Origin of the sequence: Rathayibacter sp. VKM Ac-2857, from assembly GCF_013205025.1 — a bacterium.
In the GTDB taxonomy this organism is placed as follows: domain Bacteria; phylum Actinomycetota; class Actinomycetes; order Actinomycetales; family Microbacteriaceae; genus Rathayibacter.
The window spans coordinates 35,738-57,602 of the sequence record NZ_JABMLE010000001.1 but is presented as its reverse complement, the minus strand read 5'-3'; the positions used below and the strand labels follow the sequence as shown (position 1 = coordinate 57,602).

Below are 21,865 nucleotides of genomic sequence, written 5' to 3'. Positions count from 1 at the left end.
CGAAGCGGTTTGCGCATCGATACTTCTTGATGCACACTGTCCCCGCCGATTTGTTGAACGACTGAATTTAAGAAGTGGATGGGAATGGCTACGGACTACGACGCCCCCCGCAAGACCGATGACGACTCCGAGTCGATCGAGGCCCTGAAGGAGCGAGTCCCCGACAAGATGTCCGGTGTCGTCGACGTCGATGACGCCGACAACCCGGGCGGATTCGAACTGCCCGGTGCCGATCTGTCCGACCTCGATCTGGACGTCGTGGTCCTTCCGCCGCAGGCGGACGAGTTCACGTGCGTCAGCTGCTTCCTGGTGAAGCACCGCTCGCAGATCGACCACGAGGAGAAGCTCGGCCCGATCTGCCTGGAGTGCGCCGCTTAGGCCTCTCCCGGCTCCGAAAGACCAGCGCCCCGTCGCCGTGATCCCTCCCGGATCGCGGCGACGACGTCGTTGGGGCGCCTGCTCGACAGCAGCCAGTACGGCGTCGGGTCGGCGGGGTCCTCGATCGGGACCCGCACGACGTCGCGCACCCAGCCGCGGATGACGAGGAACGCCCTGGCGTCCAATCGCGGTCCGCGCTGAGCGAACGCGCGCTCGCCGGTGAAGGCGACCGCGTCGCCCACCAGCTCGAGCGGGATGTGCGCCCGGCCCGCCCACAGCTCGCCGTCGACGACCTCGATGGTCGGCGACGTGGCCAGCAGCGTCGCCACGGTGCCGCCGTAGAGCACGAGCGCGACGACCACCCCCGCGAACAGGTTGATCGGCGCGAAGACCAGGATGCTGGCGGGGATCACGAGGGCGGTGGAGACGAAGAGCCAGGGCGCGGGCCACAGCCTCTCTCGGTAGGACGGCATGTCCCTATTGCATCAGACGATTGGTCTACCCTCGTCACGTGAACGAAACCGTCGACGTCCCGATCCGCGCGGACGAGGTCCCGTTCTACGCCCACCCCGGCGACGCCGGAGCCGATCTGCGCTCCACGGAGGAGCTCGTGCTCGCTCCCGGCGAGCGGGCGAGCGTCGGCACCGGGGTCTCGATCGCCCTGCCGGACGGCCACGTCGGCTTCGTCGTGCCGCGCAGCGGGCTGGCCTTCAAGCACGGGCTCACCATCGTGAACTCGCCCGGCACCATCGACGCCGGCTACCGCGGCGAGATCCGGGTCGCGCTGCTGAACACCGACGCCCGCGAGCCGTACCGCATCGCCGTCGGCGACCGGATCGCGCAGCTCGTGATCCTGCCCGTCGTCCGGGCCCGCTTCACCGCCGTCGAGCAGCTCCCGGACTCCGTCCGCGGCACCGGCGGCTTCGGCTCGACCGGCTACGCCACCGCAGAAGCATCAGACGCCCGCACCAACGAGGAGAACGCATGAGCGACATCCAGCCCGCCGGCACCGAGGACGCGGCCGTCGAGACCGCCGCGCAGGACTTCGAGAAGTCCGCGCCCGCCGACCGCGCCGAGGCCGGCCCGCTCGACGAGCGCGAGGCCAACCCGGTCCGTCCCTACATCGACCTCGGCGGGGTGAAGGTGCTGCCCCGCGAGGGGATGCACATCCGCCTCGAGGTCGAGGAGGCGACCAAGCGCGTCATCGCGGTCGGCCTCGACTACGCCGGGTCCACCCTCCAGGTGCAGCCGTTCGCGGCGCCGCGCTCCTCCGGCCTCTGGCACGAGATCCGCGGCCAGATCGCCGAGCAGATCGGCCGCCAGGGCGGCAGCACCGAGGAGCGCGAGGGCGTCTTCGGCCCCGAGATCGTCGCTCAGCTCCCGCTGGCCGGCGGCGGCGTGCGCGTCGCGCGCTTCGTCGGTGTCGACGGGCCGCGCTGGTTCCTCCGCGGCGTCATCGCCGGAGCGGGCGCCACCGACGAGCAGGCCGCGGCCGCCGTCGAGGACCTCTTCCGCAGCGTCGTCGTGGTGCGCGGCTCCGGCCCGATGCCCCCGCGCGACCTGATCCCCCTCAAGATGCCGGACAGCGGCCAGACCCAGCAGAGCGCGAGCTGAGCGGGATGCGCCCCGAGGGCGACCCGCAGCCGGAGCGCGCCGATCAGCCCGAGTGGCTGGAGCGCGCAGGTCAGCCGGAGGTCGGCGAGGCGATCGCGAAGGCCGCCCGCCGCTCCGGCCTCGGCGTGGTCGCCGACGGCGAGCCGTTCGACGGCCGCGCACTGCTCGGCTCGATGGGCGGCGTCCGCGGCATCCTCGAGGCCGTCGTGCCCGGAGTCGCCTTCGTCCTCCTCTTCACGATCACGGGAGAGCTCGTGCTCTCGCTGGTCGCCTCGGTCGGGATGGCCGTGCTGTTCACGGTCGCGCGGATCCTCGGGCGCACGCCGGTCATCCAGGCGGTCGGCGGTCTGCTCGGCGTCGTGATCTCGGCCGCCCTCGCGCTGATCACCGGCCGCGCCGTCGACAACTTCGTGCCCGGCCTGATCACCAACCTCGTCTACGGCCTCGTCTTCCTGGTCTCGGTGCTCGCGCGCTGGCCCCTGATCGGCGTCGCGGCCGGCTACCTGATGGGCGACGGCACGGCCTGGCGGGACGACCGGCGGAAGCGCCGGCTCTTCTCGCTGCTCACGCTCGCCTGGGCGGCCCTGTTCTTCGTCCGGCTCGCGGTGCAGTACCCGCTCTTCCTCGCGGGGGACGCGACGGCGCTGGGCACCTGGAAGCTCGTGCTCGGCCTGCCCCTGTACGCGCCGCTGCTGGTGCTCACCGTCCTGGCCGTGCGGGCGGAGTACCGGGGCGCGGCGGAGCGCGACGACGCGGCTCCGCCCGCCGATCGCGCGTAGAGTTGTCTCGACGTCAAGATAAATAGTTAGGTCCTCCTTGGTGGCGGGGCGCTGTGCGCGGTCGCCAAGATGGAGACGGATATGTGGGTGCGCCCGTCGGCGGAGCCCACGTCAGCGAAGGAGAGGGCGACGTGTCCGCGGTAGACAGCTTTGGATCGAAAGACAACCTGAAGGTCGGCTCGGCCGACTACGAGGTGTTCCGCATCGACCGGGTCCCCGGTCACGAGAAGCTCCCGTTCAGCCTCAAGGTGCTGCTCGAGAACCTGCTCCGCACGGAGGACGGCGCCAACATCACGGCCGACCACATCCGCGCCCTGGGCGAGTGGGTGCCGGAGTCGGAGCCCGACACCGAGATCCAGTTCACGCCCGCGCGCGTCGTGATGCAGGACTTCACCGGCGTGCCCTGCATCGTCGACCTCGCCACCATGCGCGAGGCGGTCGCGGCCCTCGGCGGTGACGCGAACAAGATCAACCCGCTGGCGCCCGCCGAGATGGTCATCGACCACTCGGTCATCGCGGACCTCTTCGGCACCGCCGACGCCCTCGAGCGCAACGTCGAGCTCGAGTACGAGCGGAACGGCGAGCGCTACCAGTTCCTCCGCTGGGGCCAGACCGCGTTCGACGACTTCAAGGTCGTCCCGCCGGGAACCGGCATCGTCCACCAGGTCAACATCGAGTACCTGGCCCGCGTCACCATGACCCGCGAGGTCGGCGGCGTCCTCCGCGCCTACCCCGACACCTGCGTCGGCACCGATTCGCACACCACCATGGTGAACGGCCTCGGCGTGCTCGGCTGGGGCGTCGGCGGCATCGAGGCCGAGGCGGCCATGCTCGGCCAGCCCGTGTCGATGCTCATCCCCAAGGTCGTCGGCTTCAAGCTGTCCGGCGCGATCCCGGCCGGCGTGACCGCGACCGACGTCGTCCTCACGATCACCGAGATGCTGCGCAAGCACGGCGTCGTCGGCAAGTTCGTCGAGTTCTACGGCGCCGGCGTCGCCCAGGTGCCGCTCGCCAACCGCGCCACGATCGGCAACATGAGCCCCGAGTTCGGCTCCACCGCCGCGATGTTCCCCATCGACGACGTGACCCTCGACTACCTGCGCCTCACCGGCCGCAGCGACGAGCAGATCGCCCTGGTCGAGCAGTACTCCAAGCTGCAGAAGCTCTGGCACGACCCCGCGGTCGAGCCGGTCTTCAGCGAGTACCTCGAGCTCGACCTCAGCACGGTCGTCCCCTCGATCGCCGGGCCGAAGCGCCCGCAGGACCGCATCGAGCTCACCTCGGCGAAGACGCAGTTCGAGTCGGACCTCAACAACTACACGGAGGTCACCCACGACATCGTCGACCTCACCGTCGCCGAGTCGTTCCCCGCGTCCGACCCGGGCGAGCTCCAGCCGCAGGACGAGTACAGCTCGCACTCGCACACCCACCGCTCGCACGCGCCGACCACCGCGTCGAAGCCGACCACCGTCGAGCTGGGCGAGGGCCACGAGAGCTTCACCATCGACCACGGCGCCGTCGCGATCGCGGCGATCACCTCCTGCACCAACACGTCGAACCCCTCGGTGATGCTCGCGGCCGGCCTGCTGGCCCGCAACGCCGCGCAGAAGGGCCTGAAGGCCAAGCCGTGGGTCAAGACCACGCTGGCGCCGGGCTCGAAGGTCGTCACCGACTACTACGAGAAGGCCGGGCTCACCGAGTCGCTCGAGGCTCTCGGCTTCTTCACCGTCGGCTACGGCTGCACCACCTGCATCGGCAACTCCGGCCCGCTGCTCGAGGAGATCTCGACCGCGGTGCAGGAGAACGACCTCGCCGTCACGGCCGTCCTCTCGGGCAACCGCAACTTCGAGGGCCGGATCAACCCGGACGTGAAGATGAACTACCTGGCGAGCCCGCCGCTGGTCATCGCCTACGCGCTCGCCGGCTCGATGAACTTCGACTTCGAGGTCGACGCGCTCGGCACCGACACCGAGGGCAACGACGTCTTCCTCAAGGACATCTGGCCCGACGCGGCCGAGGTCCAGGCGACGATCGACTCCTCGATCGACAAGTCGATGTTCGACACGCAGTACGCCGGCGTGTTCGACGGCGACGAGCGCTGGCGCTCGCTGCAGACCCCCGAGGGCTCGATCTTCGAGTGGGACGAGGACTCCACCTACGTGCGGAAGCCCCCGTACTTCGACGGCATGACGATGGAGACGACCCCGGTCACCGACATCGCCGACGCCCGGGTGCTCGCCAAGCTGGGCGACTCGGTCACCACCGACCACATCAGCCCCGCCGGCTCGATCAAGGCCGACAGCCCCGCCGGTCAGTACCTCGCCGAGCACAGCGTCGACCGCAAGGACTACAACTCCTACGGCTCGCGCCGCGGCAACCACGAGGTGATGATCCGCGGCACGTTCGCGAACATCCGCCTGCGCAACCAGCTCCTCGACAACGTCGAGGGCGGCTACACCCGCGACTTCACGCAGGAGGGCGGCCCGCAGTCGTTCATCTACGACGCGTCGCAGAACTACCAGGCGCAGGGCACCCCGCTGGTGATCCTCGGCGGCAAGGAGTACGGCTCCGGCTCGTCGCGCGACTGGGCGGCCAAGGGCACCAGCCTCCTGGGAGTCAAGGCGGTCATCGTCGAGAGCTTCGAGCGGATCCACCGCTCGAACCTGATCGGCATGGGCGTCGTCCCGCTGCAGTTCCCGCAGGGCGAGACCTGGGCCTCGCTCGGGCTCGACGGCACCGAGTCGATCAGCATCTCGGGCATCGAGGCGCTGAACGAGGGCGTGACGCCGAAGACGGTGCACGTCGTCGCCTCGCCGACCTCCGACTCGCCCGAGGGCAAGCAGCCGATCGAGTTCGACGCGGTCGTCCGCATCGACACCCCCGGTGAGGCGGACTACTACCGCAACGGCGGGATCCTGCAGTACGTGCTGCGCTCGCTGGTCTAGCGACCCGCGGTCGGGAAACCCGACAGAGGTGTGCGCCTTCCCGCAAGGGGGAGGCGCACACCTGTTCCCCCGGGGCGCCGTGCGTAGACTCGGCAGACGTCCACATCCCTCAGACATCCCCCGGAAGGCGGCGCGAATGGCTGTTCTCGAGACCATCTCCGGACCGCGCGACCTCGATCGCCTCACCCGGACCGAGCTCGAGACGCTGGCGCAGGAGATCCGCGACTTCCTCGTGCGCGAGGTGTCCAAGACCGGCGGCCACCTCGGTCCGAACCTCGGCGTGGTCGAGACGACCATCGCGATCCACCGCGTCTTCGACTCGCCGCACGACGCGATCATCTTCGACACGGGGCACCAGTCCTACGTGCACAAGCTGCTCACCGGGCGCCAGGACTTCTCCGGCCTCCGGCAGCGCGGCGGTCTCGCCGGCTACCCGCAGCGCTCCGAGTCGCCGCACGACATCGTCGAGAGCTCGCACGCCTCCAGCTCGCTGTCCTGGGCGGACGGCATCTCGCGGGCCTTCACGATGACCGGTCAGACGGACCGCCACGTGGTCGCGGTCGTCGGCGACGGCGCGCTCACTGGCGGGATGACCTGGGAGGCGCTGAACAACATCAGCGACGACAACTCCCGCGGTCTCGTCATCGTCGTCAACGACAACGGCCGCTCCTACGCCCCGACCATCGGCGGCATGGCGCGCTTCCTCAACGGCGTCCGCACCCGTCGCACCTACCGCACGCTGCACCGCGGCTCCCGCGCCGTCTCCGAGCGCCTGGGCGGCCCCGCGGCGGCGGTCTACCGCGGTGTGCGCGGCGGCCTGCACGGCTTCCTCAGCCGCTTCATCAACAACGAGGCGCTGTACTCCAACCTCGACATCAAGTACCTCGGCCCGATCGACGGTCACGACCTCACCGCGATGGAGGAGGCGCTCCAGCAGGCCAAGGACTACGGCACGCCGGTGATCGTGCATGCGATCACCCAGAAGGGCAAGGGCTTCGAGCCCGCCGTCCAGGACCTCGCCGACCAGTTCCACGCGGTCGGCCAGATCGATCCGGAGACCGGCGAGCCGCTCAGCGCGAGCGGCGCCCGCTCCTGGACCTCGGTCTTCGCCGAGGAGATCGTCACGCTCGCCGACGAGGACCCGACGATCGTCGGCATCACCGCCGCGATGCTCCGCCCGGTCGGCCTCGACCGCCTGGCCGAGAAGTACCCGGACCGCGTCTTCGACGTCGGCATCGCCGAGCAGCACGCCGTGACCTCCGCTGCGGGCCTCGCCTTCGGCGGTCTGCACCCGGTCGTCGCGCTCTACGCGACGTTCGTCAACCGCGCCTTCGACCAGGTGCTGATGGACGTGGCGCTGCACCGCGCCGGCGTCACCTTCGTGCTCGACCGCGCCGGCGTCACCGGCCCGGACGGCCCGAGCCACCACGGCATGTGGGACCTCGCGATCCTCCAGGTCGTCCCGAACATCCGCCTCGCCGCCCCACGCGACTCCGTGCGCCTGCGCGAGGAGCTGCGCGAGGCCGTCGGTGTGACCGACGCGCCGACCGTCGTGCGCTTCTCCAAGGGCAACGTCGGCGACGAGATCGACGCGGTCGAGCGCCTCGACGACGGCGTGGACGTGCTGCTGCGCTCCGAGCGCCAGGACGTGCTGCTGGTCACCGTCGGCCCCATGGCCGCGATGGGCCTCGACGTCGCCCGGCGCCTCGCCGCGCAGGGCATCGGCGCCACCGTCGTCGACCCGCGCTGGGTCGTGCCGGTGCCGCGGAGCATCATCGACCTCGCCCGCGAGCACCGCATCGTCGTCTCGATCGAGGACGGCGTGCGCGTCGGCGGCATCGGCACGCGGATCCGCCAGGACCTGCGCGAGGCCGGCGTCGACACCGCCGTCACCGAGCTGGGGCTGCCCGATCAGTTCCTCGACCACGCCAAGCGCGAGGAGATCCTCGACGACGTCGGGCTGACCCCGCAGCACATCGCCCGCGACGTGGTCGCGCAGGTGCTCGGCAGCAAGATCCCGGTCGCGCGCCCGCTGCCCGAAGAGGTCGCCGCGCACGACGACGTGCGCAAGGACTGAGTGCGCAAGGGCTGAGTGCTCGAGGACTGAGTGCTCAACGACTGAGCACGCTCCACGCACGAGAGAGGGCGCCCACCGGATCGGTGGGCGCCCTCCTGCGTTCCTGCGGCTACTGCACCCCGCGGACGGCCGGCTCGTGGAACGTGCCGCCGAAGGCGCGCTCGCTCGCACCGACGCGGTCGAGGTAGGGCGTCAGCCCGCCCATCTGGAACGGGTAGCCGGCGCCGAGGATGAGGCAGAGGTCGATGTCCTCCGCGGCGTGCACGACGTCGTCGTCCAGCATCCGCTTCACCTCGTCGGCGAGCCCGGTCTCGACGCGCAGGCGCAGCTCCTCGGCCGTCATCGGGTCGGAGCCGCCCTTGACGATCGCGACGGCGCGCTTGTCCACGCCCTTCACCCGGCCCTTGGCGTCGCGCTCGAAGACGTGCCCGAGCTCCGCCAGGCGGTGCAGGTTCGCGCTGTCGTAGAAGCGGTCCGGGAAGGCGGCGTGATGCGTGTCGAGCACGTGCGCACCGACCTTGAGGCCGACCAGCTCGAGCAGCTCGAACGGCGTCATCGGCAGGCCGAACGGCTCGAGCGAGGCCTCGACGACCTCGAACGGGGTGCCGGTGTCGACGGCGTGCATCGCCTCGCCGAGCACCTTGGCCAGCACCCGGTTCACGACGAAGCCCGGAGTGTCGCGGGTGATGACCGCGTTCTTCTTCAGCTTCGCCGCCGTGACCATCGCCGTCGACAGCGTCTCGTCGTCGGTCTGCGGCGTGTTCACCACCTCGATCAGCGGCATCACGGCCACCGGGTTGAAGAAGTGGAAGCCGACCAGGCGCTCCGGGTGCTCCAGCCGCTCGCCGATCCGCTCGACCGAGAGCGACGAGGTGTTCGTCGCGAGGACGGCGGTGGGGGAGACGTAGCGCTCGATGTCGGCGAAGACCTCCTGCTTGACGGAGAGTTCCTCGAAGACGGCCTCGATCACCCAGTCGGCGTCGGCGAAGTCGGCGCGGTCGGTCGTGCCGGTGACGAGACCGCGAAGGCGGTTCGCGTCGTCCGGGGAGAGGCGGCCCTTGGCGAGCAGGGTGTCGATCTCGCCGACGATGCTCGCGACGCCGCGGTCCACCCGCTCCTGGTCGAGGTCGGTGATGACCACCGGCACCTGGAGGCGGCGGACGAAGAGCAGCGCGAACTGCGTGGCCATCAGGCCCGCGCCGATGACGCCGACCTTGGTGACCGGCTTGGCGAGGCTCTTGTCCGGGGCGCCGGCGGGGCGCTTCGCCCGCTTCTGCACCAGGTCGAAGGCGTAGATGCTCGCGCGGAACTGGTCCCCGGAGACGAGGTCGGCCAGCGCCTCGTCCTCGGCGGCGAAGCCCTCCTCGCGGGTGCTGCTCTTGGCGGCCTTGAGCAGGTCGAGCGCGCGGTACGGCGAGGCGGCGACGGTGCCGATCTTGGACTCGAGCTGCTTGCGGGCGATCGCGATCGCCGCGTCCCACTTGACCAGGCGCTCGATCTTGCCGGGCACGTTCGGCCGCTTGACCTCGACGGTCCCGCCGAGGACGCCGTCGGCCCAGACCAGCGAGTTCTCGAGGAAGCTCGCGGAGGGGAAGATCGCGTCGGCGATGCCGAGGTCGAAGACGTCCTGACCCTTGAGGGTGCGGTTGTTCTTCAGCGGGTTCTCGACGATCACCTTCAGCGCGTTCTCGATGCCGATCAGGTTCGGCAGCAGCCAGGCGCCGCCCCAGCCGGGGATGATGCCGAGGAAGACCTCGGGCAGCCCGAGCGCCGGGATCGAGGCGTCGACGGTGCGGTAGTCCGCGTTCAGCGCGATCTCGGTGCCGCCGCCGAGTGCGAGCCCGTTGATGAAGACGAAGGAGGGGACGCCGAGCTCGGAGAGCAGGCCGAGGGTCCTGTGGCCCAGGCGAGCGAGCTGGCGGCCGATCTCGTGGCTCGGGATGCTGCCGACCTTGCTGAGGTCGGCGCCGGCGGCGAGGATGAACGGCTTGCCCGTCACTCCGACTGCCTGGATCTCGCCGGCCTTCGCGCGCGCCTGCTGGGCGAGCAGCACGTCGGCCAGCTCGAACAGCCCGGCGGGGCCGAAGGTGCTCGGCCGGGTGTGGTCGCGGTCGTTGTCGAGCGTGATCAGCGCCAGGACGCGGCCGCTGGGCAGCGGCACGTCGCGGACGTAGGAGTGGGTGACGACCTCGCCCTCGGCGAGTTCGACCAGGTCCTCGAATCCTTCGAGCATGGGTCAGCGTCCCTTCCGTCGTGCGCGCTTGCCGTCGAAGTGCGGGTTCTCCCAGATGACCGAGCCGCCCTGGCCGAGACCGACGCACATCGCGGTCAGGCCGTAGCGGACCTCGGGGTGCGCCTCGAACTGGCGGGCGAGCTGGATCATCAGCCGGACTCCCGAGGAGGCGAGCGGGTGGCCGATCGCGATCGCTCCGCCGTACTCGTTGACCCGCGGGTCGTCGTCGTCGATGCCGAAGTGGTCGAGGAAGGAGAGCACCTGCACGGCGAACGCCTCGTTGAGCTCGAAGAGGCCGATGTCCTCGATGCCGAGCCCGGCCTTCTTCAGCGCCTTCTCGGTCGAGGGGACCGGGCCGATGCCCATGATCTCGGGCTCGACGCCGGCGAAGGCGAAGCTGACGAGCCGCATCTTCTCGGGGAGGCCGAGCTCCTTCGCGGCGTCGGCGCTCGCGAGCAGCGAGACGGCGGCGCCGTCGTTGAGCCCGGAGGAGTTGCCGGCGGTCACGCGGCCGTGCGGCCGGAACGGGGTGCGCAGGGTCGCGAGGCCCTCGAGCGTGGTCTCCGGGCGGGGTGCCTCGTCGGCGGTGGCGAGGCCCCAGCCGGCGGCGCTGCGGGTGGCGACCGGGATCAGGTCGGGCTGGACGTTCCCGTTCCGGTAGGCCTCGGCCAGCTTCTGCTGGCTGCGCAGGGCGTAGTGGTCGGAGCGGCTCTTGGTGAGCTGCGGGAAGCGGTCATGGATCTTCTCCGCGGTCTTGCCCATGTTGAGGGCTTCCTCGCCGACCAGGCGCTCGGAGAGGAAGCGCGGGTTGGGGTCGGCGTTGAAGCCCATCGGGTGCCGGCCCATGTGCTCGACGCCGCCGGCGATCACGACGTCGTAGGCGCCGAAGGCGATGCCGCCGGCGGTCGTGGTGACCGAGGTCATCGCTCCGGCGCACATCCGGTCGATCGCGTAGCCGGGCACGGAGCGCGGCAGGCCCGCGAGGAGCGCGGCGGTGCGGCCGAGGGTCAGGCCCTGGTCGCCCTGCTGGGTGGTCGCGGCGATGGCGACCTCGTCCACGCGCTCCTTGGGCAGCGCGGGATTGCGCTCGAGCAGACCGATCATGGCCTTGACGACGAGGTCGTCGGCCCGGGTCTGCCAGTACATGCCCTTCTCACCGGCCCGTCCGAACGGAGTACGGACTCCGTCGACGAACACGACTTCGGATCTCTCGGCCACAGTGCCTCCTGAAAACGGGACGCCCTCTCGGAAACCGGACGTCCTTCCGATCGTAGGAAGGCGGCGACGGGCGCCGGAATCCTTTGCTTCTTCCTACGAAGCGGCTTCCGTGCCCGCGACCGGTGCTTGCCCGGCTTCCACAAACGCGGTGGCCAGCGAGCCGGCGGTCGCGTCGATCTGCCAGGAGCGGGCACCGGCGCGCTCCAGCTCGGCGGCGACGGAGTCCGTGTCGAGCGGCTCCGGCGGGTTCCAGGCGAGGCGGCGGACCAGCTCGGGCGTGAGCAGGTTCTCGACGGGGAGGGAGAGCAGCTCGGCGATCTCGCCCACGACGGCGCGCGCGGCCTTCAGCCGGGCGTCGGCGGCCGGGTTGCGGTCGCCCCAGGCGCGCGGCGGCGGCAGGGTGTCGGCGGCGGGGCGCACCGGACTCGGCAGGTCCTCGGTGCTCTGGCCGCGCTCGATCGCGGCCCACCAGCGCTCGACCTCGCCGCGGCTGGCGCGACCGGTGAAGTCGCGGCGGCCGGAGAGCTGGCCGAGGGTGGTCGGCACGTTGCGCGACACGGCGATGATCGACGAGTCGGGGATCAGCCGGCCGGGCGCGATGTCGCGCTCCCGGGCGAAGGCGTCGCGGGCCAGCCACAGCTCGCGGGCGATGGCGAGGGCGCGCGGGCCGCGCAGGGCGTGCATGCCGGAGAGGCGGCGCCACGGCTCCGCCGGGACAGGCTTGGGCTGCCGGGCCAGGGTCGCCTCGAACTCCTCACGGGCGATCCGGGTCTTGCGGGCCTCGACCAGCATCTCGGCCATCCGGTCGCGCAGGTCGGGCAGCAGCTCGACGTCCTTCGCGGCGTAGACGAGCCAGCTCTGCGGGAGCGGGCGGGTCGACCAGTCGGCGGCCGAGTGCTCCTTGGCGAGGTGGATGCCGAGCAGGTCCTCGACGACGGCGCCGAGGCCGACCTTGGGCAGGCCGAGCAGGCGCGCGGCGAGCTCGGTGTCGAAGATGCGGACGGGGTCGAGGCCGACCTCGCGCAGGCAGGCGAGATCCTGGCTGGCGGCGTGCAGGATCCACTCCTCCTCGCCGATCACGGCCTGGAGGGCGTCCATCCGGCCGATCGCGGGCGGGTCGAAGAGGAACGCTCCGGCGCCGCGGCGATAGACCTGGATCAGGTACGCGCGCTGCGAGTAGGTGAAGCCGGAGGCGCGCTCGGCGTCGACGGCGACGGGACCCTCGCCGGCGGCGAGGGCGTCGACCGCGGCGAGGAACTCGTCGGGGGTGGAGAGGACACGGTAATCAGTCACGGTTGTTCCGTCGGAAGGCGAGCGAGGTCACGCCGTCGCCCGATACGGGCGGGAGGCCCGCGAGCATGCACAACAGCTCCCCCCAGCCTTCCACGTGGGGAGCGAGCTGCGCATCCTCGGGGCTCCAGGAGGCCCGGATCTCGATCTGCGCGCCGTCGCCCTGGGCGGCGAGCTCGCCGAACCCGGTGGAGAGGACCTTGGTCGCGGTGCCGGAGGCGGCGGTGTAGAAGGCACCGCGGACCTCGAGCGCGTCCATCAGCCAGGACCAGGCGACCTCGGCGAGGAAGGGATCGGTGCCGATCTCGATCTCGAGCGGGGCCTGGGCGAAGCAGACGACGCGGAACGGACCGCCCCACTGCTCCGGCTCCTCGGGGTCGTAGAGCAGGATGAAGCGGCCGGTGCCGAGCTCGGAGTCGCGGCCGTGGGACCGCGGCGAGACGTCGCCGGAGAGGGCGACGGCGTAGGGCGCGAGTCCGGCGGGCGAGGCGATCTCGGAGACGGTGAGCTCGGATCGCGTCGTCGCGCGGCGCAGGGAGTGGACCGCGGCGCGGAACTCCTCCGGGAGCTGGGACGGCGCTGGGAATTCGGGCACGGTCGCAGACTAGAGTTCCCGCATGCTCGAAGCCCGCAGGCACGCCGCGGAGAGCGCGCACACCGGTGTCGTCCTCGCCGGGCTCCTCGCGGCTCCGGCTCTCGCCGCACTGACGGCCGTCGGGGTCGCCGCGCTGGGCACGGCCTTCCTCCGCGGCGTGGTCACTCCGCCCTCGCGGCGCGCGGAGGAGATCCGGGTGCTCGCCGTCCGACCGGACGTGCACGAGATCGAGCTGACGGCCCGCGCCGACACCGCTGCGCGGGGCGGCTTCAGCCTCTGGTTCGACCAGGGGCGGGGTCACGCGCGGATCGGCCGGCTCCTGGCGACCGGGCAGGGCCGCGTCGTGCGGGAGCTCGGGCAGGTCGATCGCGGGACGCTGCGGCCCGGCGCCCGCGGACGGATCAACGGCTGGCTGCTGCTGTCGCCGCGCGAGACCGGTCTGCCGTTCACCGCGGAGGAGGTGCCGACGCAGTTCGGCGCCGCTCCCGCCTGGCTCTTCCCGGCCGAGCGAGAGGGCGACGTCTGGGCGATCCACGTGCACGGCCGCGCGACGACGCGCGAGGAGACGCTGCGCGGCATCGCGGCGTTCCACCGTGCCGGGCTGACCTCGCTGGTCGTGTCGTACCGCAACGACGGGGACGCTCCGGCGAGCCCCGACCGTCGCTACGCGCTGGGGGAGACGGAGTGGCGCGACATCGACGCCGCGATCCGCTTCGCCGAGCGCCGCGGCGCTCGCCGGGTCGTGCTCGTCGGCTGGTCGATGGGCGGCGCGATCGTGCTGCAGACGGCGCTGCGCTCGAGCCGCCGCGGCCTGATCGCGGGGGTCGTGCTCGACTCACCCGTCATCGACTGGCGGGTGACCCTGCGCAAGCAGGCGCGGCTGAACCGGATCCCGGCGCCGATCGCGGCGCTCGCGCTCACGGTGATGCAGCGGCCGTGGTCGGCGGCGCTGACCGGGCAGAGCAGCCACGTCCCGCTGGCGGCGCTGGACCTGGTCGAGCGGGCCGCCGAGCTGACCGTGCCGATCCTGCTCCTGCACAGCGTCGACGACGACTTCGTGCCGAGCGGGCCGTCCGAGGCCCTCGCGGCGGCGCGGCCGGACCTGGTGCAGCTCGTGCTCTTCCACGGCGCCGGGCACACCCGGCTCTGGAACGACGATCCGGCGCTCTGGGAGGCGTCGGTCGAGCGCTGGCTCGCCGATCGGGCGCTCAGCCGGTCCGGCTCCAGCGCGCGTAGGTGAAGCCGGCGTCGTCGGCCGCGAGCGCGGTCAAGGCGTAGGAGTCGTCGATCCGGGCATCGGTCGCCGCGACCGGGAGCCCGGGGAGCACGACGCGGGGCGCGGTGGTCAGGCAGATCTCGTCGACACGGCCGGAGGCGAGGAACTGCCCCGAGAGCGACGCGCCGCCCTCGCAGACGACCCGCCTGAGCCCGAGCGCGTGCAGGGCCGTGAGGATCGCGTCCACGGTCATCCGGCCCTCGGTCGCGGCCACCGGGACGACCTCGACGCCGCGGGGGAGATCGCCCGGTGCCTCGCGCTCCTCCGGCAGCAGCAGGAGCACGCGGGCGCCCTCCTGCACCTCGAGGCGGTGGCCCGCCAGGTCGCCGGAGGAGGAGACGATCGCGAGCGGCGCGCGCTTCGGCACGCGGTAGCCCTCCGCGCGCACACTGGCGGCGCCGACGAGGACGACGTCGGCCTGGGCGCGGATCACGCCGAGGATCGTCCGGTCGACGCGGTTGGTCAGCGTCTCGCTCGTGCCGTCCGAGCCGATGCTCGAGCCGTTGACGCTCGCGATCATGTTCAGCCGGACGCGGACGCCGTCGCCGGGCCGGTAGGCCGCCTCGATCGCCGCTCGCGCGCCGTCGTCACCGAGGCGGATCGCCGCGCCGGCGGGGACGAGCGGCTGGAGGATCACGGTGCCGGGTTCTGCGCGGGGCTCAGGCGGCGAGGTGGGCGCGGATCTGGCGCTTGGTGCGGCCGAGCAGAGCGCTCATCCCGCGCAGCCGCAGCGGTGAGACGGCCTCGGACAGGCCGATGGTCTGCGGGAAGTCGTCGGGCACGGCGAGCACCTGCTCGGGCGACAGGCCGTCGAGGCCCTGGGCGAGGATCGAGGCGAAGCCGCGGGTGGTCGGCGCCTCGCGCGGGGCGGTGGCGTGCAGGTGGATCACGTCGCCGTCGAACTCGACGACGATGAAGACCGGCGACTGGCACTCCTCGACTCGCTCGAACAGGTCGGGGTGGTCGCGGTAGCGCTCGGGCAGCTCGGGGAGATCGTTCGAGAACTCGAGGAGGAGCTGGAGGCGCTCCGGCTTCTCGAGGGCGAGGAACTCGTCGCGGATCTCGCGGAGCGCGGGCCCGAGCGTGTCGGTGGTGGGCGTGTCGGCAGTCATCGATCTCATTCTTCCACCCGCCCGGGCGGCGGGACGCAGGGGAGAGGGCCCCGGCACAGGTGTGCACGGGGCCCTCGCAGGATGGTCAGCGCAGGAAGGTCAGCGCGGCGCCGGCGCCTCGCCGGGCTCGGCGCCCTGGACGATCGGGACGCGGACGGCGCTGCCCCACTCGGTCCAGGAGCCGTCGTAGTTCTTGACGCCCTCGAAGCCGAGGAGGTGGGTGAGCACGAACCAGGTGTGCGAGGAGCGCTCGCCGATGCGGCAGTAGGCGATCACGGTGTCGCCGTCGGCCAGGCCGGCGCCGTCGCGGTAGATGCCGTTCAGCTCGTCGAGCGAGCGGAAGGTGCCGTCCTCCGCCGCGGCCTTGCCCCACGGCACGTTCTGCGCGCTGGGGATGTGGCCGGCACGCAGGGCGCCCTCCTCCGGGTAGGCCGGCGCGGTGGTGCGGGCGCCGGAGAACTCCTCGGGGGAGCGGACGTCGATCAGCGGGTTGCCGAAGTGGGCGAGCACGTCCTCCTTGAAGGCGCGGATGTCCTCGTCGCGGCGCTCGACCGCCGGGTACTCGACCGCGGCGGGGCTGGAGGCGTCCGTGGTGATCGGGCGGCCGTCGGCGATCCACTTGTCGCGGCCGCCGTCGAGAAGGCGGACGTCCTCGTGGCCGAAGAGGGTGAAGACCCAGAGGGCGTAGGCGGCCCACCAGTTGTTCTTGTCGCCGTAGATGACGACGGTGCTGTCGCGGGCGATGCCCTTCGCGCCGGCCAGGGCGGCGAACGCGGCGCCCTCGATGTAGTCGCGCTGCACCGGGTCGTTGAGGTCGGTGTGCCAGTCGATCTTGACCGAGCCGGGGATGTGGCCGGTCTCGTAGAGCAGGACGTCCTCGTCGGACTCGACCACCACGAGGCCGGGGGTGCCGAGGCGCTGCTCGAGCCACTCGCCGCTGACGAGTCGTTCGGGGTGCGCGTAGGTGGCGAACTTCGGCGACGGATCGAGTTCAACGGGCAAGAGGGACCTCCAGGGTGGTGCGCGGAGCGCGGCGTGGTTCTCGGATGGGCGGCGGTGCGAGCGGGCTACGCTGGAGCCCGCCCTTCAGCGACAGTACGCGCCCTCGTGCGCGGGTGCACGGACGGCCCCGTAAGAGTTCGACACAGTAGGCCGACCCTGAATGCGAGAGCGCGTGACCCCCGACGACGTCCGTTCGACGAGCAGCCTGACCGCGCGATCGCCGCAGATCAGCGGCCACGAGATCGCCTCGACCCTGGTGCCGCCGCGGCAGTTCGAGGGCGCCACCTTCGAGAGCTACCGGCCCGACCCGGAGTACCCGTCGCAGGGGGAGTCCGTCGAGGCGCTGCGCGCGTTCGCGGCCGGCGGCGGCTCCAAGGGTGGGGGCGGCGGCTTCCTCGGCTTCGGCCGGAGGAAGGCGCCGGCGGTCAAGCCCGGCGTCTACCTCGACGGCGGCTTCGGCGTCGGCAAGACCCACCTGCTCGCGGCGATCTGGCACGCGGTGCCGGGCCGCACCTACTTCGGCACCTTCATCGAGTACACCGCCCTGGTGGGCGCCCTCGGCTACGCGGCGACGGTCTCGCTGCTCAAGGGCTCGGCGCTGCTCTGCATCGACGAGTTCGAGCTGGACGACCCGGGCGACACGATGCTGATGACGCGGCTCCTGGGCGAGCTGGTCGCCTCCGGCACCCGGATCGCGGCGACCTCGAACACGCCGCCGAACGCGCTGGGCGAGGGGCGCTTCGCCGCCGCCGACTTCCTCCGCGAGATCCACGCGATGGCCGAGCACTTCCAGACGATGCGGATCGACGGCACCGACTACCGCCGCCGCGACATCGAGGGCCACGCGGTCACCCGCGGGGACGGCGAGATCGACGAGCTCGTCGCCACCGCGCCGGCCGGTGCGGTCGTCACCGACGACTCCTTCCGCGCCGCGGTCGACCACCTCGGCACCGTGCACCCCTCGCGCTACATCAAGGTGATCGACGGGGTCGACGCGATCGTGCTCCGCGAGGTCACGGCGCTCACGGACCAGACTGACGCGCTGCGCCTCGTCGCCTTCATCGACCGCGTGTACGACGCGCAGATCCCGGTGCTCGCCTCCGGCGTCGCGCTCGACGAGGTCTTCGGCGGCGACATGCTCAGCGGCGGCTACCGCAAGAAGTACCTCCGCTCGATGTCGCGCCTGATCGCGCTGACCTCGATGCGGCCGTTCGCCTGACGACGGACCGGCGCGCGGCGTCGGCTCCGCGCGGCAACTCCCCGGCTCCTGCGCGGGGGATCGTCGGCGCGCCGTAACGCACTGTTCACACGGGGGCGCCGCTCGTAACATCCGCGAAACCTCGTGCCGCACGGGACGTAACGTCGCGCGGCCAGACTGTCGGCTACCCGAGGTGACCCGACACCCCCGCGTCTTCCGAGACGCCGTGTCTTCGGGGTCGTGCAGCGACTGCCGGCCCGCATCGGGCACTGCACTGCCCTCACTCACGACTCCTGCACGACTCTGCTTACTCACGAGAGGTTCAACAATGGATCAAGGCAATACCGCGTTCCTGCTCCTGGCGGCGGCGCTGGTCCTGCTCATGACCCCCGGGCTCGCGTTCTTCTACGGCGGCCTGGTCCGCGCGAAGAGCGTCATCAGCATGATGATGCTGAGCTTCGGCGCGATGGGCCTGATCGGCGTCCTGTGGGTGCTCTACGGCTACGCGATCACCTTCTCCAACGCCGGTGTGGGCGACTTCGTCGGCATCGACGGCGTCCTCGGCATCGACCTCAGCCAGCTCGGCCTCGCCGGTGCCTACGCCGAGGCGCAGGGCGACATCGAGACGGCGTTCCCGACCCTCGCCTTCGCCGCCTTCCAGGCGACCTTCGCCATCATCACCGTCGCCCTGATCTCGGGTGCGATCGCCGACCGCGCCAAGTTCGGCGCGTGGATGGTCTTCGCCGGCGTCTGGGCGACCATCGTCTACTTCCCGGTCGCCTCCTGGGTCTTCAACTTCACCCTCGGTGACGAGGGAGTGGTCGACGGCGGCTGGATCGCCTACAACGTCGGCGCCATCGACTTCGCCGGTGGCACCGCGGTGCACATCAACGCGGGAGCCGCGGCCCTCGCCCTGGCGCTCGTCCTCGGCAAGCGCGTCAACTTCACCAAGGGCGCGCACCAGCCGCACAACCCGCCCTTCGTCCTCCTCGGCGCCGGTCTGCTCTGGTTCGGCTGGTTCGGCTTCAATGCCGGCTCCGAGCTCGCGGCCGACGGCTTCGCGGCGATCGCCTTCCTCAACACCATCGCGGCCCCGGCCGCGGCGATCCTGGGCTGGCTCGTCGTCGAGAAGATCAAGGACGGCAAGCCCACCTCGATCGGTGCAGCCTCGGGCGCCGTCGCCGGCCTCGTCGCGATCACCCCGGCCTGCGCGAGCCTCTCGCCGTTCTGGGCGATCGTGCTCGGCATCATCACCGGTGCGGTCTGCGCGCTGGCGATCGACCTCAAGTACAAGCTCGGCTACGACGACTCGCTCGACGTGGTCGGCGTGCACCTCGTCGGCGGTCTGATCGGAACGCTCTACATCGGCTTCTTCGGCACCGATGTCGGCCTCTTCCTCACCGGTGACGCCAGCCAGCTCGGCAAGCAGGCCCTCGCGGCCTTCACCGTCCTGATCTACTCCTTCGTCCTCACCTACGCGATCGGCTGGGTCATCCAGAAGACGATCGGGTTCCGCGTGAAGAACGAGGACGAGGTCGCGGGCATCGACACCGCCATCCACGGCGAGGCGGGCTACGTCCTCGCGGACTAGTCCCGACCCCTCGTCGCGCTCGGCGCGACACCCCGGTGGAGCCGGCTCTCAGGAGCCGGCTCCTTCCGTTTTCCCGGCTAGGGTCTTCGCGTGCCCTCCTCACGCTCGGTCGTGTCCCTGCTCCTCCGACTGCTCGGCCGCGCGAGCGCTCCTCGCGCCGACGCCGGGGCTCCCGCGCAGCGGCCGTACCTGAGCACCACGGCGCCGACGCCGGGTGCGAACGGGATCGGCAGGACCGCCGAGGTCGATCCGACCCGGCTGCGCGGCGTGCACCTCGGCTACGCGCCGACGCCGGACGGCGATCCCGACCCGGGCGAGGTCGTCTGGACCTGGGTGCCCTACGAGGAGGACGACGGCCGCGGCAAGGACCGGCCCGTGCTCGTCCTCGCCGTCGAGAAGGCCGGCACGGCGCTGGCGATCCGGCTGAGCTCGAAGGAGCACGACGGCTACCTCGCAGTGGGCGCGGGGCCGTGGGACCCGGAGGGGCGGCCGAGCTTCGCGGACCCGGAGCGGGTCTTCCGCGTGCACCCCGCGGGGATGCGGCGCGAGGGTGCGGCGCTCGAGCGCGCGCGCTTCGACGCGGTCGCGCGGGTCGTCTCGGCGCGGTACGGCTGGCGCTGAGCCGGATGCCGAGCTCCGGCGGCCCCGCCTAGGCGGTCGGGGCGATCCGCACGAGCTGCGGGTATTTCGCCGTGCGGCCGTCACCGGAGGACGTGCCGGTGAGCCGGCGGCGCAGCCACGGTGCGACGTGGGTGCGGTAGTACTGCGCCGAGCCGCCGCTCGCGGCCGGCCGCTCGGGCGCCTCCTCCGCGGCGGGCGGCACCGGGAGCCCCAGCGCGCCGAGCACGCGGGCGCTGACGCGGTGGTGGCCGCGCGGCCCGAGGTGCAGCCGGTCCTCCGACCAGAGGGTCGGGTCGGCGAACGCCGGGTCGGTCCAGTTGTCGGCGACGACGATGTCCTGGCGCTGTCTCGTGCGGCGCAGGACGGCCGAGGTGAGGGCGTCGCCGCGGCGCTTGATCAGCCGGCCGAGCGGAAGGCGCGCGGACGGATCGGGGGCGGAGAGTGCGATCAGGGTCACGCCCTCGGCGTCGCAGCGGGCCAGGACCTCGAGGTAGCGGTCCGCGATGCGCTCGATGTCGGCGCGCGGACGCAGCATGTCGTTGCCGCCCCCGTTGAAGGACAGGTGGGTCGGCCGCAGGGCGAGTGCGGGCTCGAGCTGCTGCTCGATGATCGGGTCGATGAGGCGGCCGCGGATGGCGAGATTGGCGTACTCGATCGGCTCGCCGAGCGCGTCGGCCCAGCCCTGCGCGGTGAGGTCGGCCCAGCCGCGGGCGGTCCCGTCGGGGAGCTCGTCACCGACGCCCTCCGAGAAGGAGTCGCCGATCGAGACGAAGCGGACGGCGGTCATCGGCGCGACGATCGGGGCGTGGTTCCGGTGCGGGGCATCGTCGCACTGTAGCCCGGGAAAGCGTGTACCGTCGGCCGCATGGACCAGGACTCGCCGACCTCCGTCGAACTGCCGGACGGGGTCGGGCGCCTCGTGCTCACCGATCCGGACACGCCGCCGAGGGACTCGCCGCGGCCGTATCTGCATCCGCTGCGGACGCCCGCCGGGCGCGTCGTCAGCGACGTGCGGCCCGCGGACCACGACTGGCATCTCGGGCTGTCGCTCGCGGTGTCGAACATCACCATCGGCGCGGACGAGCTCGACACCAATCTGTGGGGCGGCCCGACCTGGCTGACCGGGACGGGCTACCGGCAGGTGGACAACAACGGCTCGCAGCGGCCGGAGGGCGCGGATCCCGCCGACCTCGCGCTGGGGTGGTTCGATGCGCGCGGACGGCGGTTCCTCGACGAGCGGCGGCGCCTGAGCGTCCGCCGGCTCGGGGACGTGACGGTGCTGCGGATCGAGAGCCGCTGGCGCGCGCTCGGGGAGCGGCTCGTCTTCGGCTCGCCGACCACGGCGGGGCGGCCGGACGCGGGGTACGGCGGGCTGTTCCTGCGGCTGGATCCGTCGTTCGACGGGAGCACGGTGAGCGGGCCGGACGGGGCTGTCGCGGAGCCGATGGGGGTCGCGTCGCGCTGGCTGGCGGTAGCGGACGGGAGCGCGACGGTCGCGTTGCGCGCGGACGAGGGCAACCCGGTGGATCCGACGACGTGGTTCGTGCGGACGAGCGAGACGCCGATGCTGTGCGCGGCGCCGTTCTTCGGCGCGACGTGGACACTGGAGGCCGGTGCCGAGGCGGAATGGAGCTGGCAGCTGCTGCTGGCGGACTCGGTGCTGGGTGCGGAGGAGATCGAGGCGAGCTGGGGGCGGGGCGCTTGAGTGCCGGTGACGTGGGTCTCGATACGCCGCTGCGCGGCCACTCGACCAGCATGAACGGCGGCTGTGCGGCTACTCGACCGGCATGAAGGGCCGCTGCGCCGGTAGTCGGCAAGCATGAGCTGCGCCGGTGGTTGGCCAGCATGAGCTGCGCCGGTGGTTGGGCGGCAGGAGCTGCGTCGCTGGTCGGCCGGCATGAGCTGAGGGGGCGGTGCCCCGGGAGGTGAGGAGAGG

General features: G+C 71.8%; 20 protein-coding genes. 11 read left to right on the top strand and 9 right to left on the bottom strand.

The features are described 5' to 3' along the window. Positions 1-84 precede the first annotated feature (84 nt). Positions 85-378, top strand: a complete 294-nt coding sequence (locus HQQ86_RS00250; RefSeq protein WP_055792269.1) for a DUF4193 domain-containing protein — start codon at positions 85-87, stop codon at positions 376-378. Here the strand turns inward: HQQ86_RS00250 and HQQ86_RS00245 are convergent. Next, positions 375-851 carry a DUF3093 domain-containing protein gene (locus tag HQQ86_RS00245; protein ID WP_173285510.1) on the bottom strand — a complete coding sequence of 159 codons (477 nt, stop codon included), beginning with the start codon at positions 849-851 and terminating at the stop codon, positions 375-377. The genes HQQ86_RS00250 and HQQ86_RS00245 overlap by 4 nt on opposite strands. Before the next feature lie 38 nt (positions 852-889). On the opposite strand from HQQ86_RS00245, the gene dut reads away from it, so the two are divergent. From dut to dxs, 5 genes are all read left to right on the top strand, one after another. Then, complete coding sequence (gene dut, locus HQQ86_RS00240; protein WP_173285508.1) at positions 890-1,366, top strand: dUTP diphosphatase; 477 nt, start codon at positions 890-892, stop codon at positions 1,364-1,366. After that, on the top strand, positions 1,363-1,992 hold the full coding sequence (locus HQQ86_RS00235) for a DUF3710 domain-containing protein (RefSeq protein WP_123445858.1): 630 nt from the start codon (positions 1,363-1,365) through the stop codon (positions 1,990-1,992). The genes dut and HQQ86_RS00235 overlap by 4 nt, the downstream gene beginning before the upstream one ends. Positions 1,993-1,997: 5 nt before the next feature. Next, a complete protein-coding gene (locus HQQ86_RS00230) occupies positions 1,998-2,771 on the top strand; it encodes a DUF3159 domain-containing protein (RefSeq protein WP_173285506.1) in 774 nt (257 codons plus the stop codon). A gap of 131 nt (positions 2,772-2,902) precedes the next feature. Further along, positions 2,903-5,716 carry an aconitate hydratase AcnA gene (gene acnA, locus HQQ86_RS00225; RefSeq protein WP_173285504.1) on the top strand — a complete coding sequence of 938 codons (2,814 nt, stop codon included), beginning with the start codon at positions 2,903-2,905 and terminating at the stop codon, positions 5,714-5,716. Between the two features lie 136 nt (positions 5,717-5,852). Beyond that, positions 5,853-7,793 carry a 1-deoxy-D-xylulose-5-phosphate synthase gene (gene dxs, locus HQQ86_RS00220; RefSeq protein WP_173285502.1) on the top strand — a complete coding sequence of 647 codons (1,941 nt, stop codon included), beginning with the start codon at positions 5,853-5,855 and terminating at the stop codon, positions 7,791-7,793. 109 nt (positions 7,794-7,902) lie between these two features. Here the strand turns inward: dxs and HQQ86_RS00215 are convergent, their stop codons facing one another. The 4 genes from HQQ86_RS00215 to HQQ86_RS00200 all read right to left on the bottom strand — a co-directional run bounded on the left by HQQ86_RS00215 (position 7,903) and on the right by HQQ86_RS00200 (position 13,129). After that, positions 7,903-10,026: a 3-hydroxyacyl-CoA dehydrogenase NAD-binding domain-containing protein gene (locus tag HQQ86_RS00215; protein ID WP_173285500.1), complete on the bottom strand. Its 2,124-nt coding sequence runs from the start codon at positions 10,024-10,026 to the stop codon at positions 7,903-7,905. 3 nt (positions 10,027-10,029) lie between these two features. Next, positions 10,030-11,244, bottom strand: a complete 1,215-nt coding sequence (locus HQQ86_RS00210; RefSeq protein WP_173285498.1) for a thiolase family protein — start codon at positions 11,242-11,244, stop codon at positions 10,030-10,032. 93 nt (positions 11,245-11,337) lie between these two features. Continuing rightward, positions 11,338-12,537, bottom strand: coding sequence for a ribonuclease D (locus tag HQQ86_RS00205; protein WP_173285496.1), 1,200 nt, complete (start codon positions 12,535-12,537; stop codon positions 11,338-11,340). Continuing rightward, positions 12,530-13,129: a DUF3000 domain-containing protein gene (locus tag HQQ86_RS00200; protein WP_173285494.1), complete on the bottom strand. Its 600-nt coding sequence runs from the start codon at positions 13,127-13,129 to the stop codon at positions 12,530-12,532. Before HQQ86_RS00200 ends, HQQ86_RS00205 begins: the two co-directional genes overlap by 8 nt. Before the next feature lie 22 nt (positions 13,130-13,151). Between HQQ86_RS00200 and HQQ86_RS00195 the strand changes: the two genes are divergently transcribed. Continuing rightward, the gene (locus HQQ86_RS00195; protein WP_173285493.1) at positions 13,152-14,369 is read left to right on the top strand and encodes a S9 family peptidase; all 1,218 of its coding nucleotides are present in this window, start codon (positions 13,152-13,154) and stop codon (positions 14,367-14,369) included. Here the strand turns inward: HQQ86_RS00195 and HQQ86_RS00190 are convergent. The 3 genes from HQQ86_RS00190 to HQQ86_RS00180 form a co-directional block, all read right to left on the bottom strand. Then, positions 14,338-15,042 (bottom strand): dihydrofolate reductase family protein, encoded by a 705-nt coding sequence (locus HQQ86_RS00190; protein ID WP_173285491.1) that lies wholly within the window; start codon positions 15,040-15,042, stop codon positions 14,338-14,340. The genes HQQ86_RS00195 and HQQ86_RS00190 overlap by 32 nt on opposite strands. 22 nt (positions 15,043-15,064) lie before the next feature. After that, positions 15,065-15,517: a SufE family protein gene (locus HQQ86_RS00185; RefSeq protein ID WP_173285489.1), complete on the bottom strand. Its 453-nt coding sequence runs from the start codon at positions 15,515-15,517 to the stop codon at positions 15,065-15,067. Between the two features lie 99 nt (positions 15,518-15,616). After that, complete coding sequence (locus tag HQQ86_RS00180; RefSeq protein WP_173285487.1) at positions 15,617-16,519, bottom strand: sulfurtransferase; 903 nt, start codon at positions 16,517-16,519, stop codon at positions 15,617-15,619. A gap of 172 nt (positions 16,520-16,691) precedes the next feature. Between HQQ86_RS00180 and zapE the strand changes: the two genes are divergently transcribed. The 3 genes from zapE to HQQ86_RS00165 all read left to right on the top strand — a co-directional run bounded on the left by zapE (position 16,692) and on the right by HQQ86_RS00165 (position 19,929). Continuing rightward, positions 16,692-17,738: a cell division protein ZapE gene (zapE, locus tag HQQ86_RS00175; protein ID WP_367948493.1), complete on the top strand. Its 1,047-nt coding sequence runs from the start codon at positions 16,692-16,694 to the stop codon at positions 17,736-17,738. Positions 17,739-18,045: 307 nt separating this feature from the next. After that, positions 18,046-19,308 (top strand): ammonium transporter, encoded by a 1,263-nt coding sequence (locus tag HQQ86_RS00170; protein WP_160089185.1) that lies wholly within the window; start codon positions 18,046-18,048, stop codon positions 19,306-19,308. Positions 19,309-19,398: 90 nt separating this feature from the next. After that, complete coding sequence (locus tag HQQ86_RS00165) at positions 19,399-19,929, top strand: type II toxin-antitoxin system PemK/MazF family toxin (protein ID WP_367948492.1); 531 nt, start codon at positions 19,399-19,401, stop codon at positions 19,927-19,929. A gap of 28 nt (positions 19,930-19,957) precedes the next feature. Here HQQ86_RS00165 and HQQ86_RS00160 read toward each other — a convergent pair whose 3' ends face one another. Next, the gene (locus HQQ86_RS00160; protein WP_173285483.1) at positions 19,958-20,716 is read right to left on the bottom strand and encodes an SGNH/GDSL hydrolase family protein; all 759 of its coding nucleotides are present in this window, start codon (positions 20,714-20,716) and stop codon (positions 19,958-19,960) included. A gap of 78 nt (positions 20,717-20,794) precedes the next feature. Between HQQ86_RS00160 and HQQ86_RS00155 the strand changes: the two genes are divergently transcribed. Then, positions 20,795-21,634, top strand: a complete 840-nt coding sequence (locus HQQ86_RS00155; RefSeq protein ID WP_173285481.1) for a DUF6807 family protein — start codon at positions 20,795-20,797, stop codon at positions 21,632-21,634. Positions 21,635-21,865: the final 231 nt, after the last annotated feature.